Origin of the sequence: Marinomonas sp. IMCC 4694, assembly GCF_008122525.1 — a bacterium.
Lineage (GTDB): Bacteria > Pseudomonadota > Gammaproteobacteria > Pseudomonadales > Marinomonadaceae > Marinomonas.
Genome location: NZ_VSRV01000001.1, coordinates 117011 through 132249, shown reverse-complemented (window position 1 = coordinate 132249; position 15239 = coordinate 117011). Strand labels below are relative to the sequence as shown.

10 protein-coding genes and 1 pseudogene are annotated in these 15239 nt (G+C 46.4%); 7 read left to right on the top strand and 4 right to left on the bottom strand.

What is annotated here, in order from left to right; genetic code table 11:
- The first annotated feature begins 39 nt into the window (after positions 1 to 39).
- Positions 40 to 936: an EamA family transporter RarD gene (rarD, locus tag FXV75_RS00605; RefSeq protein WP_148830665.1), complete on the top strand. Its 897-nt coding sequence runs from the start codon at positions 40 to 42 to the stop codon at positions 934 to 936.
- A 139-nt stretch (positions 937 to 1075) separates the two neighbouring features.
- A complete protein-coding gene (locus FXV75_RS00600) occupies positions 1076 to 1882 on the top strand; it encodes a RimK family alpha-L-glutamate ligase (protein ID WP_148830663.1) in 807 nt (268 codons plus the stop codon).
- Between the two features lie 11 nt (positions 1883 to 1893).
- Here FXV75_RS00600 and FXV75_RS00595 read toward each other — a convergent pair whose 3' ends face one another.
- Positions 1894 to 2355: a hypothetical protein gene (locus tag FXV75_RS00595; RefSeq protein ID WP_148830661.1), complete on the bottom strand. Its 462-nt coding sequence runs from the start codon at positions 2353 to 2355 to the stop codon at positions 1894 to 1896.
- Positions 2356 to 2538: 183 nt separating this feature from the next.
- Between FXV75_RS00595 and FXV75_RS00590 the strand changes: the two genes are divergently transcribed.
- Both FXV75_RS00590 and FXV75_RS00585 read left to right on the top strand, forming a co-directional pair.
- Complete coding sequence (locus FXV75_RS00590; RefSeq protein WP_262368421.1) at positions 2539 to 3063, top strand: GNAT family N-acetyltransferase; 525 nt, start codon at positions 2539 to 2541, stop codon at positions 3061 to 3063.
- 174 nt (positions 3064 to 3237) lie between these two features.
- Positions 3238 to 5286, top strand: a complete 2049-nt coding sequence (locus FXV75_RS00585; RefSeq protein WP_148830659.1) for an SWIM zinc finger domain-containing protein — start codon at positions 3238 to 3240, stop codon at positions 5284 to 5286.
- Here FXV75_RS00585 and FXV75_RS00580 read toward each other — a convergent pair.
- The gene (locus FXV75_RS00580; protein WP_148830657.1) at positions 5275 to 6036 is read right to left on the bottom strand and encodes a sulfite exporter TauE/SafE family protein; all 762 of its coding nucleotides are present in this window, start codon (positions 6034 to 6036) and stop codon (positions 5275 to 5277) included. The genes FXV75_RS00585 and FXV75_RS00580 overlap by 12 nt on opposite strands.
- A gap of 140 nt (positions 6037 to 6176) precedes the next feature.
- On the bottom strand, positions 6177 to 7346 hold the full coding sequence (locus FXV75_RS00575; protein ID WP_148830655.1) for an aldose 1-epimerase family protein: 1170 nt from the start codon (positions 7344 to 7346) through the stop codon (positions 6177 to 6179).
- A gap of 278 nt (positions 7347 to 7624) precedes the next feature.
- On the opposite strand from FXV75_RS00575, the gene FXV75_RS00570 reads away from it, so the two are divergent.
- Positions 7625 to 9610 carry a methyl-accepting chemotaxis protein gene (locus FXV75_RS00570; protein WP_148830653.1) on the top strand — a complete coding sequence of 662 codons (1986 nt, stop codon included), beginning with the start codon at positions 7625 to 7627 and terminating at the stop codon, positions 9608 to 9610.
- A gap of 315 nt (positions 9611 to 9925) precedes the next feature.
- On the opposite strand, the gene FXV75_RS00565 is transcribed toward FXV75_RS00570, so the two are convergent.
- On the bottom strand, positions 9926 to 11356 hold the full coding sequence (locus FXV75_RS00565; RefSeq protein WP_148830651.1) for a coniferyl aldehyde dehydrogenase: 1431 nt from the start codon (positions 11354 to 11356) through the stop codon (positions 9926 to 9928).
- 922 nt (positions 11357 to 12278) lie between these two features.
- Here FXV75_RS00565 and FXV75_RS00560 point away from each other — a divergent pair.
- Together FXV75_RS00560 and FXV75_RS00555 are read left to right on the top strand one after the other, a co-directional pair.
- A pseudogene (locus FXV75_RS00560) lies at positions 12279 to 13160 on the top strand (NAD(P)-dependent oxidoreductase); the annotation flags it as partial.
- Between the two features lie 259 nt (positions 13161 to 13419).
- Positions 13420 to 15129, top strand: a complete 1710-nt coding sequence (locus FXV75_RS00555; protein WP_148830647.1) for a hypothetical protein — start codon at positions 13420 to 13422, stop codon at positions 15127 to 15129.
- Positions 15130 to 15239 lie beyond the last annotated feature (110 nt).

Genomic DNA, 15239 nt, shown 5'->3' with positions numbered 1-15239 from the left:
AAGCCTTACTAAAAACACTCATTGAATAGGATCACTTCAATGCAAACGTCTTCTAAAAGCGGCATTTTCTACGCGATAACGGCATTCACTCTGTGGGCCATCGCGCCCATTTATTTTAAGGAAATGTCGTTTGTGCCCGCACAGGAAATTCTTGCCCATCGCGTTATTTGGTCGTTTTTACTGGTATTGGCGCTTATTTTAATATTGCGTTATACCGATGCATTAACTACGGTTCTCAAATCCCCTAAAACCCTACTGGCGATGCTGATTACCACGGTGTTGATTGCCGTTAACTGGGGTACCTTTATTTGGGCGGTGCAAAATAATAAAATGCTCAGCGCCAGCTTGGGGTATTACATAAACCCGCTGATCAGTATTTTATTGGGGATGATTTTCTTTAAAGAAAAGTTAGACGGTGTGCGTAAAGCCGCGGTGTTGTTGTGTTTTTGCGCGGTGGTGTTTGAAGTGATTCAATTTGGCTCTTTGCCTTGGATCGCCTTGGCGTTAGCCATTACCTTTGGCTTTTACGGCTTGGTAAGGAAGAAAATTGCGGTCGATAGTTTTACCGGTATGGCCATTGAAACGGCCATTATGCTGCCCATTGCGCTGACGTATTTAATGATGAGTACCTCTTCAACAGCCAGTGTATTTAACAACAGTGCCAGTGTGAACTGGCTGCTGTTTGCCGCCGGACCAATTACCATGGTGCCCTTGATGTGCTTTGCCGCCGCGGCGAATCGTGTGAGCATGGTGACGCTTGGGTTCTTTCAATACATCGGCCCAACGGGCATGTTTTTTCTCGCGGTGTTTTTGTACGACGAACCGCTCAGCCCAGAAAAGCTGGTCACTTTTATGCTGATTTGGTCGGCGTTGGCCATGTTGATTTTTGACTCTTTGCGACGTTTGCGCAATACGCGTAACGAGCCTAAAACGTGATGATACGGTAACTATTCTTGGGCTTTTTTTAGCGCCGTGTTTTGGCAGGTATTTAGACTTCTATTTAGACAATAAAACGGTTTCTTTTTTTGGTAGCAGGCCGCACAATCGCGGCTTGTTTCGCCACTGATTATACTTGATGAACATCATCTCTTTCGACGCCCTAAGAACTCTGCATCTCCCCCAAGTCCGTTATATAAAACCCGAATCCATGTACGACCATTTAGACGAAATTAGAGAAGCCGATTGGTTGCTTTTCCCACAATACTGGCAGCTTAACGCGCTGATTTACGGGCTTAAAAAACGTATTTTTCCTAGTATCGCGTCGTATATGATCGGTCACGACAAAGTAGAAATGACGCGCACCTTCAATACCATTGCGCCTCACCAACATCCATACACACGGATCGCCGCAAACACGCCGTATGAAGCCGAAAAAATCTGGGAAGAAATGCCCTCGCCCTTTGTCGCAAAGATCCCCCGCAGCAGCATGGGCAATGGTGTTTTTCTGATTGAAACCCTCGGCCAATGGCGCGACTACGTGGAAAAAACCGATGTTTTGTATGCGCAAGAATACTTACCGATTGATCGAGACATGCGCGTAATTTGGGTCGGCAATAAGATAGTAAGTGGCTACTGGCGTTTGCAATCGGACAATGGCTTTCACAACAACATAAGCCAAGGCGGGCAAGTGGAAGTGGCGTTGATCCCCAAAGAAGCTCAGGATTTGGTGACCTTTCTGGCTGAATCACTGGACATTAATCACGCGGGGTTCGACATTGCCATGGTCGGCTCAGTGCCCTATGTGATTGAAATAAATCGTATCTTTGGTAACCAGGGGTTACCCAATATTCAACACGATGTGAACACCGAATTACTGAACTACTTAAACGAGCAACATTTATTGTCGACGGGGCAAGTCATCGATCAACTCAGCGGGTTTTAACCTGTCAACGCCTAAGCGCGCGCCATTCTTATCATCGCTGTGATGGCGCTATCAAGCGCTTTGGCGGTGTCCGCTTTCATCCGTGTTTTGGCTCTACAATCGTTGATACTCGCGGCGTATTCTGTCAAAAGTTTTTGCTCTGAATAACGGTCATTTAGATTTTGAAGGAAAGATTTTCTTTGTCGGTCGAATAATGTTTGCATCAGCTTAGCTTGAGTGTGGTTGCCACCGTACATACTCACTAATTTTGGCGTAATCATCTCATGTTGAAGAAACTGACTGTAAGCCGATAAGCCTTTATGAACGACAAACATATCGTTTGATGAATAGTGATCGGCAAATTCATCCAGCTTTATGTCGACAAAATCCACCAACGCAAGACAAGAATTCAGCTCGTTAATAGAAGGCGCTTTCGCAGACCAAGACAGAGATGCGCTCAGCAAGCCAAACACAAACAGCAAATATTTATACATGGTCATCTCCTTTGCTTTTTTATTATTGTTATGCAGTAAATTGATCGCTAAACAGACGAAATCATCTGACTATCAACCGTAACATTAAGAGATCGGAAAGCAAAAAGACTCACGGTATTAATCTGTTTTAATTTGTGTCGATTTCTCTAAAATGCAGAGACAATTAGGAAGTGGCTTTTTTTTGTGATCCAAAAAGACAAGCAGAGTCATGCCATTTATCTGACTATCTCACTCAAAGGTCATCACGCAATGAACGTACACATTCGCACGATTGAGCCACGCGATGCCGCCGACTGGGCATCATTACGTGTGGCGTTTTTACCGGAAATTCATGACATTAATCAGGCCGAAGTAGACGCTTTTTTTCTGGGCCAGAACCCCAACCTAAAAGAAGCCATAGTGGCGCTTGACCAAGCTCAAAACCTACTAGGCTTTATTGAGTTAAACCTTCGGAACAACGTGCCTGGCAGCCATCAAAACACGACGCCCTACATAGAAGCATGGTACGTATTGCCGCCCTTTCAGGGGCAAGGTATTGGTCAAAAGTTAATCGAATTCGCCGAAAAGTGGGCCAGACAACAAGGCTTTGAGGAACTGGCCAGCGACACCCCCATCGCCAATGAGAAAAGCATCGTCTTACACAAGAAAATGGGCTTTAAAGAAATCGAAAGGGTGGTATGCCTGCTTAAACCGCTCAGTGATGAGTAAAACGTCTTTTACTCCCCTGTTTTTTTGCCCCACCCGTCACTAAAATAACGAACATCATAAAACGCAATGGAACACTATGCACATTGACGACGAGCTCCAACTGTGCCAGACAATGTGTCGCCAATGATCATCGTCGATGAAATACAATAAGAGCTTAAAAAAAGCGAGAAGAACGTGACCAATATTATTCAATCTCTACAAAACTTAACCTATGATGATTTGGCCGCATGGGCTGGCGACACCATTGTTGAGCGGGGCAAAGGGCTTAGCCAAAAAGTCACACAGCTTCACTTAGATAATGACAATCAACTTAGTGCGCAGGTTCAAGGCAGTGAGTTATACGATTGTCGAATATTCCTAGATGTTCTACTCGATTCCACTTGCTCTTGTCCCTATAGCGGGGGACATTGCAAACATGCCGTCGCCGTCATTTTAGCGGCGGCAAAGGCATTAAATGCAGGTCAGGATATTCCCACCCAAGCACCAAAAGAAAGCTCTCAGCCTACCGCACTGGATCAAGACAGGCAGGATAAGGACGCCAGAGTGAAAGCCATTCGGGAAACACTCACTCACTCGGGCTTAACTATTGAGTCGGTATTGGCGTTAGCGTCACCAAACCAGCTTTATACACCTAAAGAGCCAGATGAGTATGACGATGACGAAGAGGAAGAAGTCGATTTTTATACTCAGGAATACCAACCGCTTCGCCGTACTCTAACCGCCCTAACTAAGGAAAAGCTGGTTCAGTTATTAATGGACATGGCAGAGGATAATCCTGATGATCTTTTATTTGATCTAAGGGACCGCGCTGACGCTTTATCGGCCATAGACCCTAAGAAACACATCACATCACTACGCAGCCAAATCAAAAAGATCACTGCACAAGAAAGCTGGCAAAACCATTGGGATAAAACAGGTTTCACACCAAATTACAGCCCTATTAAAAGAGGGTTGACGGCTTTACTGGAGCAGGGGCAATGTGATGAGGTGGTCGAATTAGGAAAAGAGCTTTGGAGATTAGGCATAATACAAGCTGGCAACGCGGGTGACGAAGGCGAAACTGCCGAACAGCTGTGCTCTGCCATGCAACCGGTATTCACCGCCCTTCCTAACAGCGCCATGGCGCCTGTGGATCAGCTACTTTGGCTAATCGATCATGAATTATCCGACGATTTTTGTATTTTGGATAACATTGACCTGCCCTATGATCATCCGTCTTATCAAGCCGCTGAATGGCGCGCTGTGGTAGTCATTTTGCGAGAACGGCTGAACAATCAAAGAAAAACTTTTGCCAATAAGACGCCATCCTTTCAAGACAAATACTACTACAAACAGTTATTGCAACATGTGCTGTATGCCTTGGAAAAGTTGGAGGATCAAAACACACTATTAGCCATAATAGAAGACAGTCTGAGCATCACCGAAGACTACCTTGGGTTAGCGAAAACATACTTGGCACTAAATCAGCCAGAAAAAGCCAAACATTGGATGATTCAAGGGTATAAAAATACCTCTGCTGGGATGGCATCATCACTGAAAAAGCATTTAGTAGAACAATGGCAAAAAGAAGGCAAACACCACGAAGTGGCGGCATTATTGGCCGATAATTACTTTACACGGCCTAATCTTGATGTATTTAAACAATTAGAAGCACTTTGTCAGCCTCTGACTATTTGGCCGCCGGTGCGTGAGAAGCTGCTCCATTATTTACAGGATGCCACGCTTCCCGAAACCGACTGGGATGACTCGATATGGCCTTTGCCGGTTCCGTTACTCACTCAGCTCGATGACAACGCAAATCGCCGACCCTCCAAAAATAAAGCAGCAAAACCTTCTTTTCCTCTTTTGCTGGAGATTGATATTGCGCTGTATGAACAACGCTTTTCAGAGGCCGCTGAATTATTTGATAAACAATCGGAGCAATTGAAGTATCAATCGAATACCGCAGCGGTATTAGCCAGAAAAGCCTCCGCGACGCATCCAGAACTTGCTATGACCATCTGGCTAAACAAAGCCGAGGCAGAAATTAGCAAAGTGAACCCGAAAACCTACCCAGTCGCAGGGGAATACCTCAGAGAAATCCGCCTAATCTGCCAACAGCACAATACGCTGCCACGCTGGGATCAGATTCTGAATGACGTTCGTCAGCGCCACAAGGCAAAAAAACGCCTGCAAGTGGTATTGGATCGCTTGGTAACACCAGGGGAAAAGCTAATCACTTAATAAAGCAGCGGCACTGCCACAAACCGTCATCACAAACAGGAACCACTTTAAGTGCTTAGGATTGGCCTTAATCGCCATTTTCACCGCTAGATAAGACCCCAGCATAGTGCCGGAGGCTAAGATGAGACCCGGAATCCAAAGTATTTGATCGTTCCAGATAAACACACACAACGCCAAGGCGGTGAAGCCGAGGGTGCAGACCATTTTCAGCGCATTGGTGCGAACAAGGTCATAACGTAATGTGCCAGCCAAGGCGGCAATAAGAATAAAACCCACACCCGCTTGAACAAAGCCACCGTACACACCAGCAATAAACAAAGCGATCCAAGCACTGGGTTTTTCGCGCACTTTAAAAGGCACGGTGCCTTCTGGTGGCGCAATCATGGTAGGACGAACAATCATGATAATCGTCATGCCAATCATGGCGCTCAGTAATAAGGGTTTTAGCCAGGTTTCGGGCGCGTAACTGGCCGCAAACGCGCCGACAACACCGCCCAGTAACGACGGAATCATCACGGGCATGATGTCTGCGTTATCGAGTTTTTTGGCTTTACGAAAGCCAAACGTGGCGGTCACGTTTTGCAAAAACACACCAACGCGATTGGTGGCGTTGGCGATGTCGGCCGGCATACCCATGACCATCAGCGCAGGCAAGGTTAAGTTAGACCCACCTCCCGCTAAGGTGTTGATAATACCAGCAATAAAACCGGTTCCGACTAACAATGTCACTGTAAACAGGCTGTAATCCATGTGGTTATCCCTATAAAGCGCTTGCGCTGATCAATCAATGTAATAGGCCGCGGATAATAAGGACAAGTACCGGTTCTGACAAAGCAATTTATTGTACTTTTGCCTTATGTTGATCATTTAGCGGTTCCGACACGCGCCGATTAACTCACGCGCACAATCGGCGTTTGGCGTACTTGAGCCGCTTGGTGGCGTTGAATTTGCGCAATATTTGTCACGCTATCGGCCACTTGATGTGGTTCAGTTAGCAGACCAAATCGCACTTCAAAGCGTTTTGATTCCCCCGCGCCTATGGTAGGAACCAAGCCTAAATCGCGCTGATAAGATCGATTGTAAGCAAAGCTGGTACCCGGTTCGATCCCGATCACATAGCCTTGCTCTACCGTGTCGGTGTTTTTCCAAATAGTGAGCACGGGTAAGGTGTCGGTTTGGTAACTCACTTCTATACCACAGCTTGCGTTGGCATTGTGCAACAACGCATAAGAGAACCCCTTTTCGTCGCTTAAAGGACGAACGTTAAACACCCTTTCGTCAAAGTCTTGAGTGGGGGCCGGCATCTGGTTCCAATCGCTCAACCCATCCGCGGCGTAGTCGTTAAAAGGCGACAATTCGGCAACAGGTACATGCAGCTGAGCGCCACTGTCTAAAATCGGTTGGCCAAAATTATTGTGGTAAATGGCTTGGTATTCACGTGGGTAACTGCCCTTGTTGATTAAGGTGTCTTTCATGTACAAATAAGGCTCATCTGGCGTCAGTGACAGCGCGGTGTGCAATTCAAAGTTAGTGAATTTAAAACGTTTTTCATCCACTCGGCCACGCAAAGTGACCCGGTACGGCGGCGCTTGCTCGACCTCTAAAATCACCTCGTCAGCGGGGGTATTTTGAATGCGCCCGTGCAAGGTTAAAAACTCGTCGCCGTCCTGTCCTGGATGCCCCGCCCATTGGTAGCCACAACGCACCACCATTTCATTGAACCCATCGAGCCAACCGATGCCACCGGAGGCTTCTTGATGAATGAAGCTCGGATGCACAATGTCTTTTACTGGCGAATCCCAACCAAATCGCACAGGCTTGCCCGATGCGGTAGCTCTCACCACATCTAACACCGCCATACCGCGGGTTGGCACCACACGCACCACAGAATTTCCTACGGTTAACGTGATTAAACGCGAGCCTGTTTGCTTGCCGCCCATGAGACAGGTTTGTTGAATGCTGATCGGAATGTCTTTCGGCAAGCCCATTAACTCCGCAGAAAGAGAAAAATTACCGACATCAGTGTGTTGTTGATGACTTAAAAGGATGAGTTGAAACATGGCAAGGCCCCCAAAAAAATGTCCCACATGCTAGCGCGCACGCCGTTGGATAGCCATACATCATAGGGATTTTTTACTCTGCCACCGCCCCTATTTATGCTGTATTAATAAGGCGATTCTGTGCGATCATACACAGCTATGGTTGCTATGGCGGAGCCCTGATTTATCGGCCGTTACGCAATGCGCTTGCACTAGGCTAGTCGTTAAAACGGTTTAACGCGGTGGTCTTATTTCATTCACCATGTTGCCAAAACCAGCTGTCAAACACCGAGGTTATTATGAAATCATCGATTAAAATCCAACAACAAATCAATATTGGGTTAATCGTCATACTGTTACTGGCTCTTGCCAGCATTTTTCTGGTCATTGAAACAAAAGTAAAACCGGACCTTACCGCTGAACGTCAAAGACAAATCTCGGTAAATCAAAAAGGCTTGAACGAGTTATTGAGCGCCAAACTGGACAAAATCCAGTTGCTGACCAGTACCCTGGCGCTAGCGACCTCACAACTCCCTAAAGACGATGTTCTGTTCAAAAAGGTCTTCCCGAGCATCATTAATAACCATGACGATAAAAGCATCGCAGGCGGTGGCATCTGGCCAGAGCCTTCGGCGTTTACTAAGGGAACGGATCGTCGTAGCTTTTTTTGGGGCCGCGAAGGCGCCAACATGAGCTACCTTGATGATTATAACGACCCGGCTGGGTCTGGTTATCACAATGAAAGTTGGTACACCGCAGGCAAAACCGCCTCGGTAAAACGTTGCGTCTGGTCTGAAGCCTACATTGATCCCGTGACAAATATTCCCATGGTCACCTGCACCATTGCGATGAAAGAAGGCAACGTGTTTAAAGGCGTTGCCACCGTGGACATGATGCTTGACGGCATCACCACTGCGCTGGAATTATATGGCGCACAAAGCCAAGGCTACGTTTTTGCAATCGATCAAACGGGCCAAGTTCTTAGCTTCCCGAAAGGCAAAGCCAATTTGGTGAAAAGTGACGCCAGCATGTTGACCGCGGTAGAGCTTGGCAACCAGCTGCCTTGGCTAAAGCCGGCATTGAATAACATGCGTGGCCAAAGCCAAGTGGTCTCATTAGCCCACGATGATATTTTAGGCGGCGCAGCCTACGTAGATATCTTCAAACATTCACAAACCGGCTGGACCATTGGCTTAGTCGTACCGAAAGAGCGCATGACCGAGATCGCGCAAAGCATGGGCTGGTTTCTCATGTTGGTCATTGGGGCTTTGTTACTGGTTGTTGGCCTGATCGCTGCGTCCTTCTTTCGCAGCTTGCTCAACAAGATCAATCAAACCACGGTACAAATTCAAGAGCTGGCCGATGGCAACAGCACACAAACCTTAGACATTGACAAAGCCAACGAGCTGGGCGATTTGCGCCAAGCGGTTAACGCGTACGGCAACAAGCTAAAAAACTTGCTCGATCAAATCCACATCGAATCGGCCAATCTGGTGAACGATGCCGGTCGTTTAAATACTTTTAGCCACGATTTCCTAAGCAAAGCAAACAGCCTAAGCGACGAAAACGCGACGTTAGCCGCCGCGACAGAAGAGCTGGGCGCCACCTCGCACAACGTGGCCATGTACGCAAACGAAACGAAACACACCGTCGAACGCATTCACACAGATGTGCGCAAAAGCGGCAAAGAAATGAACACCGTCATCGACACCATGCGTTCATTGACGCAAGCCATGACCAAAGCACAAACCAATATTCTCCAGCTCGACGAAGACAGCCGCCAAGCCAATGGCATGCTCAGCGTGATTCGAGATATTGCCGAGCAAACGAACTTGTTGGCGCTCAACGCCGCGATTGAAGCCGCTCGGGCCGGAGAAACAGGACGCGGCTTTGCGGTGGTGGCCGACGAAGTACGTAATCTGGCGGCAAAAAGTGAAAGTTCTGCGGTAGAAATTGAACAAGTACTGGGCCGCTTGCAAGTCGCCTCGAAGGAGTCGGTCAGCTCAATGGAACTGGGCCACAGCGAAACAGAACGCGCGGTCAGCACCGCGGAAGCGACGGCCGCGCACTTGCAGCAAGTTGTCAGTGCCTTTTCGCAAATTACGGATCAGGCGACACAAATATCCGTCGCGGCGGGCGAGCAACAAAAAGTGTCACAAGACTTGAGTCATTTCGTCTCTCGCTTACAAGACTTGACCGGCAGCAACGCCAGTGACTCCAGCCAATTGAGCCGCATGAGCCAAGAAATTGACGCGATTGCGAACCGCTTGAACAAACTGAAATAAACCAAAATAAACGAGCCGTACCTAAGCCGACACCGCTTGGGTACTTGGACGACAAAGCCCATGATGCAAGTCATGGGCTTTTTAGTTCTGAGAATTCCTTTGCTGGGTATACTCTTCATAGGAGTCGTTATATTGACGAAGGCAGTCATCGTATTGCGTCGCTTTAAAACGTTCACAGTGGCGAATATGGCTGTACTGCAAATTATCATATAGGTCTTTTTTTGAGCAGCTGGCGAACAGCACTGCACACGCCATAAACAAAAGACATTTCATGCTACAAGGTCACCTTCTTGCCAATAACGGAGTAAACACTCATCACAGAAAAGGCCAATATTTGGCCACTAATGCATGTATGCCGCGACGATACGGTGGTCGCAACAAAGCCAGCATATTGGGGCCGCGTTTGCGCAATAGAGATTTACTGTGAGAAAAAGTGCGAAAGCCTTCTTCCGCATGATACGCCCCCATGCCAGAGGCTCCGACGCCACCAAACGGCAAATCGGCTTGCGCGACCTGAATCAGAGTATGGTTAATCACCAAGCTGCCGCTGACTGTCTGCTGCTCGCAGCGCGTTTGATCTTGTGCGTCTTGCGTGAACAAATACATCGATAACGGACGAGGTCGCTGCTGAATGTAGGCCAATGCCTCGCTCATGTCAGAGTACGTTAATATGGGCAACAGTGGTCCAAAAATCTCCTCCTGCATCACCCCCAGCGTGTCATCTGGCTGATGCAACACCTGAAACGCCAGCTTACCTTCGCTTTCAATCGGGCCTTGCGGCATGAGGTTTTCGCATGCCACGCCCGCCTTTGTGGCTTCGTCGACATAGCCTTTTAAACGGGCTAGCTGTCGCTCATTGATCACACTGGTGTAATCCTCACTGAGAATGCCATCCGGGTAATAGCGCGCTAATTCTTGCTTGATGTAACGAATCAGATCGACTTTTTGAGCGGACTGACACAACACATAGTCCGGCGCGACACAGGTTTGTCCGGTATTCATGCTTTTGCCGAAAACGAGTTTTTTGGCTGTGTCTTCTAAATTGGCCGACGGTGCCACCAGCAAGGGCGATTTACCGCCCAGCTCCAGAGTCACCGGCGTTAGGTGTTCCGCGGCGTTGCGCATGATAATCCGCCCAACCGACGTCGAACCGGTAAAGAGCAGGTGGTCAAAAGGCAATTGGCTAAACCCATTGGCCACATCCACGTCACCTTCCATAAAACTGACCCATTTATCGCCCAGTGATTGCTCAACGATAACGCGCAATATTTTGTTTGTCTCTGGGCAAAACTCCGACACTTTAAGCATCGCTCGATTGCCCGCCGCGATGGCACCAACCAAGGGACCCAGACACAGTAATACCGGATAATTCCAAGGAGAAATCACCCCAATCACGCCCTTTGGCTGATACATCACCTTCGCACTGGCTGGCCAAGTACTGATGTGCACCTTACGTCGAGAAGGGCGCATCCATTGATGCAGCTTTTTTTGGGCGTGTTTGATTTCGCCTACTAAAGGCACCAGCTCCACCAGCCTCGATTCCGCGAGGGCGCGATGACCAAAATCTTTTTGTAAGGCGCTCAGTAGCGCGTCTTCGTGCTGCTTGATGGCCTTTAATAAAGAATCAAGCAATTGTGTACGCACTTGCACCGTCGGGAACGCGTGTTGTTGGCTGATGCCCTTTAAACGCTTAAACGCTGCATTAAGGTCATCTTGCGATACCATACTAGGAGAAATAGATGTCATGGAAGCCTCGTTAAATGGCCGGGTTAAATAGCGGAATTAGGTAGTCGTTTTGTGCTCGTCAATACGCAGTATTCATTACACTATCGAATCCTTCCCCTATAAAACAAGGGACACCTTTTCATAGTGGTGCCTGCCATGTCTGCAGAAATGCAAGAAAGCCAACGGCATACTAGACTATAAAGCTGACTATAAAGACAGCAATGACATTCACTGATCATGTTATCGATCAAAAACGAAGTAGACATTGTCGCTCTTAATAGGTTATCCCCAGAAAGAATAGGGCCGAATTATTTGCTCTCACCATTGAAAAGTATCACTATTTTTCTCAGCGTCGCCAAGATAATGCGACAAAAAACTCAGCCGTTTTCTTTGATTCTGCACACAAGCTGCCGCCTAATGAGATAAAAATCATGGCTTTAGACACAAAGGCGAACGAACAACTAATACCGTTACTAAATGACGTTACAACAAGCTTGGTTAAAATTTAAACTATTGTTTTATATGATTTTTATGAATAAAAATGGCCAAAAGCCACAACAATTCGGCAAGAGCAATAGCCAATCATACGAGGTTTTATGTAGACTCTGCATCAATGCAATCGCCTTGACACGGACTTATCCAAGCCCAACCGCCTTGTTCATAACGTAAAAAAGAAGGCTGATCGTATAAAATTTGTACGATTATCGTTTATCACTCGCTCTTGGTCGAAATAATCGCGTAGTAGAATTTTCTTGCACAAAGTTATCCACAGTGTATTTTTCGCTAACCCCCCAGTGAACTAGGTCGCAATAAAACACGATAATCGGTAAAAAACCGCCAATAATGGCATCTGTATTAAGCCATTTGCGCTTTTCTGTCTATCGTAATTTTTTAACAAACCCGTATGATCAAGGCATAAAATCTCCCTACTAAAAGGAAACCTACTATGCACGCTCTCAAAGTCAGCTTCATCGGATTAGGCACCATGGGTTACCCAATGGCCGGTCATGTGAGTAACGCCGGTCACTCTGTTATGGTGTACAACCGCTCGACACAAAAAGCGCAAACGTGGTGCGAAGAATACACAGGGACTTTCGCCACAACCCCCGCGCTCGCCGCACAAGACAGCGACATTGTACTCACCTGCGTCGGCAACGACGACGATCTGCGGGCCGTGTATTTAGGTGAAGCTGGAGCCTTTCAATACGCCAAGCCTGGCACGCTATTTATTGATCACACCACCGCGTCTGCCGAAGTGGCAAAAGAACTGCACCACATCGCCCAAGAACGAGGCTTTTTCTTCATGGACGCGCCCGTGTCTGGCGGCCAAGCCGGTGCAGTCAATGGCGTGTTAACCGTGATGATAGGCGGCGAACAACGTGATTTAGACAAAGCGCAAACCGTGCTCAATTGTTACGCCAAAGCCACTCGCTTAATGGGCCCCGTTGGCAATGGTCAGATCGCCAAAATGGTCAACCAAATCCTCATTGGCGGCGTCTTATCGGGTTTATCCGAAGGCATGCGCTTTGCGCAAAAAGCCGGCTTAGACATTACGACCCTAGTCGACACCCTAAAACACGGCGCCGCAGGCTCTTGGCAGCTGGAAAACCGTGGCGAAACCATGGCGAAAAACGAATTCGACTTTGGCTTTGCCATCGAATGGATGCACAAAGATTTAAGCCTGTGCCTCGCCCAAGCTGAAAAAATGGGGCTCCGCCTTCCCCTTACTCAATCCGTCGATCAAGATTACCAAGACCTCATGGCAGAAGGCTGCGGCCGCCAAGACACCTCGGTGCTGATCAAGGCATTTGATAAAAAAGCCTAAAACCAACCATGCGATCCCCTTTACCAACAGCCGCTCGGGGCAGGGTTCAGAGGATGTCGTAAGTTTGATTCGGGAGGCACAACTTTCATCTAACAAGGTGCGTTTTTTGGTGGTGCCTGCGCCAAATATGTCTACGTCGAATGTCGGAAGACACGTCGTCTAATTCGACCAAAGTGTGTTAAATCGTAGTGGTAGGACACGGATACACAAGCACGTATACTCAGGTAAAAGGATTTACATAAATATACAGAAGATCAGTATGGACACCGAATCGCGAACAACAAACCGCCCACAGCTCGACCTATCATCCGCTATAAAGACAAATCTGTTTATCTTTGGCAGTATTTTTTTATGCATCGAGGCCTATTACATTACGGCCTTTATTAATACTTACCCCATGGTCTCTGGGTTGGATTTACTAAAAGAACACAGCCAATCTGGACGCCTCTTATCCAGTATTGGATTATCGTACTCCGTGTTCGTTAGCGTCTATTTTCTGACGCGAAACTCACTCGAACGCCCAGTAAAAAAAGCGTTCTTTGTGTCTGTGATAGCCGGATGCTCCATCTACTATGGGATTGAAAAGCTCGTTGATCAATTTGTAGATAACGCCAAACAAGAAACCATTCTTTGTAGTTTTTTAGGCAATTACGCTAAGAAAAACTTCTTGATCGGCGAGGGCACCGCGGTGCCTTTCTGGAATTCCGAGTCTACTTTTACGCCGTTTGAAGACATACAACTTGGGCTTATTCTGCTTCCTGCCGCGATGTGTACTAACAAGCAGATACTCGACGAATCTTTCTCGACCCGCAAACTCAGGGTCGACTTTAAAGCCATGATTGAGAAGGTGGTGGATGAAAAAAACGCCTCCTATCACCAACTAACCATAGCTGAATTAAGCTCCAAAATCCGCTCACTCAAAGCCAACTTAAAAGATATTCGAGAAGGTCACCTAAAAGTTGTCAGCGCATCAACAGAAGGAAGATACCAGCGCTATTTAAAAAACTATCGGCGCTCTTTGAGTCGGGGTGGAATTAGTCACTCCAGCGTCAATGCGCTCACCGATTTTACCGACGCTGTTCGGAGTGGAAAAAGACGGACGCCATCAGAAAACGCTTTCTATGAAACCATTATTCGCGCGGAATTTACAAAAAAACAGAATGACATTTTAAAGGGAGCAATAAACACTAAACGGGATATTATTTCAGAAATAAGTCGTGCCATGGATAAAGAAAAATCAAAACTGGTGACATCGGTGGTGACAGCTTGGTCTAAAGGTCTGCCTGCAGAGGGCATTAACACTACTCGGGTAATGCGAGAGGCTGTGAAAACGGTCGTTTCACCGCTTATTTTAATTTCTTGTTCTGGCTTATCTATTTTATTGGCTTTCGCTTCATTAATGTCTCTTTTAATACCTGATTTAAAAAATTCAAACGTTGAAAAAAATCAAGGACATGGTATTAGAGCACTTTTTAAAATGACAAAATTTTTATTAAGCCCTATTGTTATTATTCCCGCCATTATAGTATTTATACCCGTTTCTCAAACACAGTCTTTTATGCTAAAAGATATTAAAGAGAGTAACGAAGAAATAGCCATCAACAGCCTATTAAAAACGCAATTTTTCGTATACCCAAAATTAATGAATATCTATCAATTTTTTCACTATAGGCCTACTTTAAATATGAGCGGACACATTTTGGCTAAAGAGGAAGAGTTAATAACGTATTTTTCTACTAGAATTGATAAATCTTTTAACGAGATGAAATATACGACCCCATCACTTCAGTCTGTTGTTTTTTCAAGCATCGCCCTAGACAGCTATAGGCGTCTCGAGGAAAAGCACATTATATATTTACGCTCTATTATTGATTTTTATACAAAAAATTGTAGTAAAGCCGACTTTGATAAAAAAAATATCTCTTGTGTAAAAATGGAATATATGAATTCGCTCTCTCTTATTTATTAAGCTTTGATTAATTAAAATAATAACACCACATTGATTTAATAATTTTTCACACGCGGTATTCATTAGAAAAATTCAGCCAAGTAAAGAACATATTTTTTAGTAACAGAGGG

Bases quoted from the DNA above. Each gene is read 5' to 3' on its own strand.
- FXV75_RS00570 (WP_148830653.1), top strand. From the start codon at position 7,625: ATGAAATCATCGATTAAAATCCAACAACAAATCAATATTGGGTTAATC.
- FXV75_RS00575 (WP_148830655.1), bottom strand. From the start codon at position 7,346: ATGTTTCAACTCATCCTTTTAAGTCATCAACAACACACTGATGTCGGT.
- FXV75_RS00600 (WP_148830663.1), top strand. From the start codon at position 1,076: ATGAACATCATCTCTTTCGACGCCCTAAGAACTCTGCATCTCCCCCAA.
- FXV75_RS00580 (WP_148830657.1), bottom strand. From the start codon at position 6,036: ATGGATTACAGCCTGTTTACAGTGACATTGTTAGTCGGAACCGGTTTT.
- FXV75_RS00565 (WP_148830651.1), bottom strand. From the start codon at position 11,356: ATGACATCTATTTCTCCTAGTATGGTATCGCAAGATGACCTTAATGCA.
- FXV75_RS00595 (WP_148830661.1), bottom strand. From the start codon at position 2,355: ATGTATAAATATTTGCTGTTTGTGTTTGGCTTGCTGAGCGCATCTCTG.
- FXV75_RS00555 (WP_148830647.1), top strand. From the start codon at position 13,420: ATGGACACCGAATCGCGAACAACAAACCGCCCACAGCTCGACCTATCA.
- rarD (WP_148830665.1), top strand. From the start codon at position 40: ATGCAAACGTCTTCTAAAAGCGGCATTTTCTACGCGATAACGGCATTC.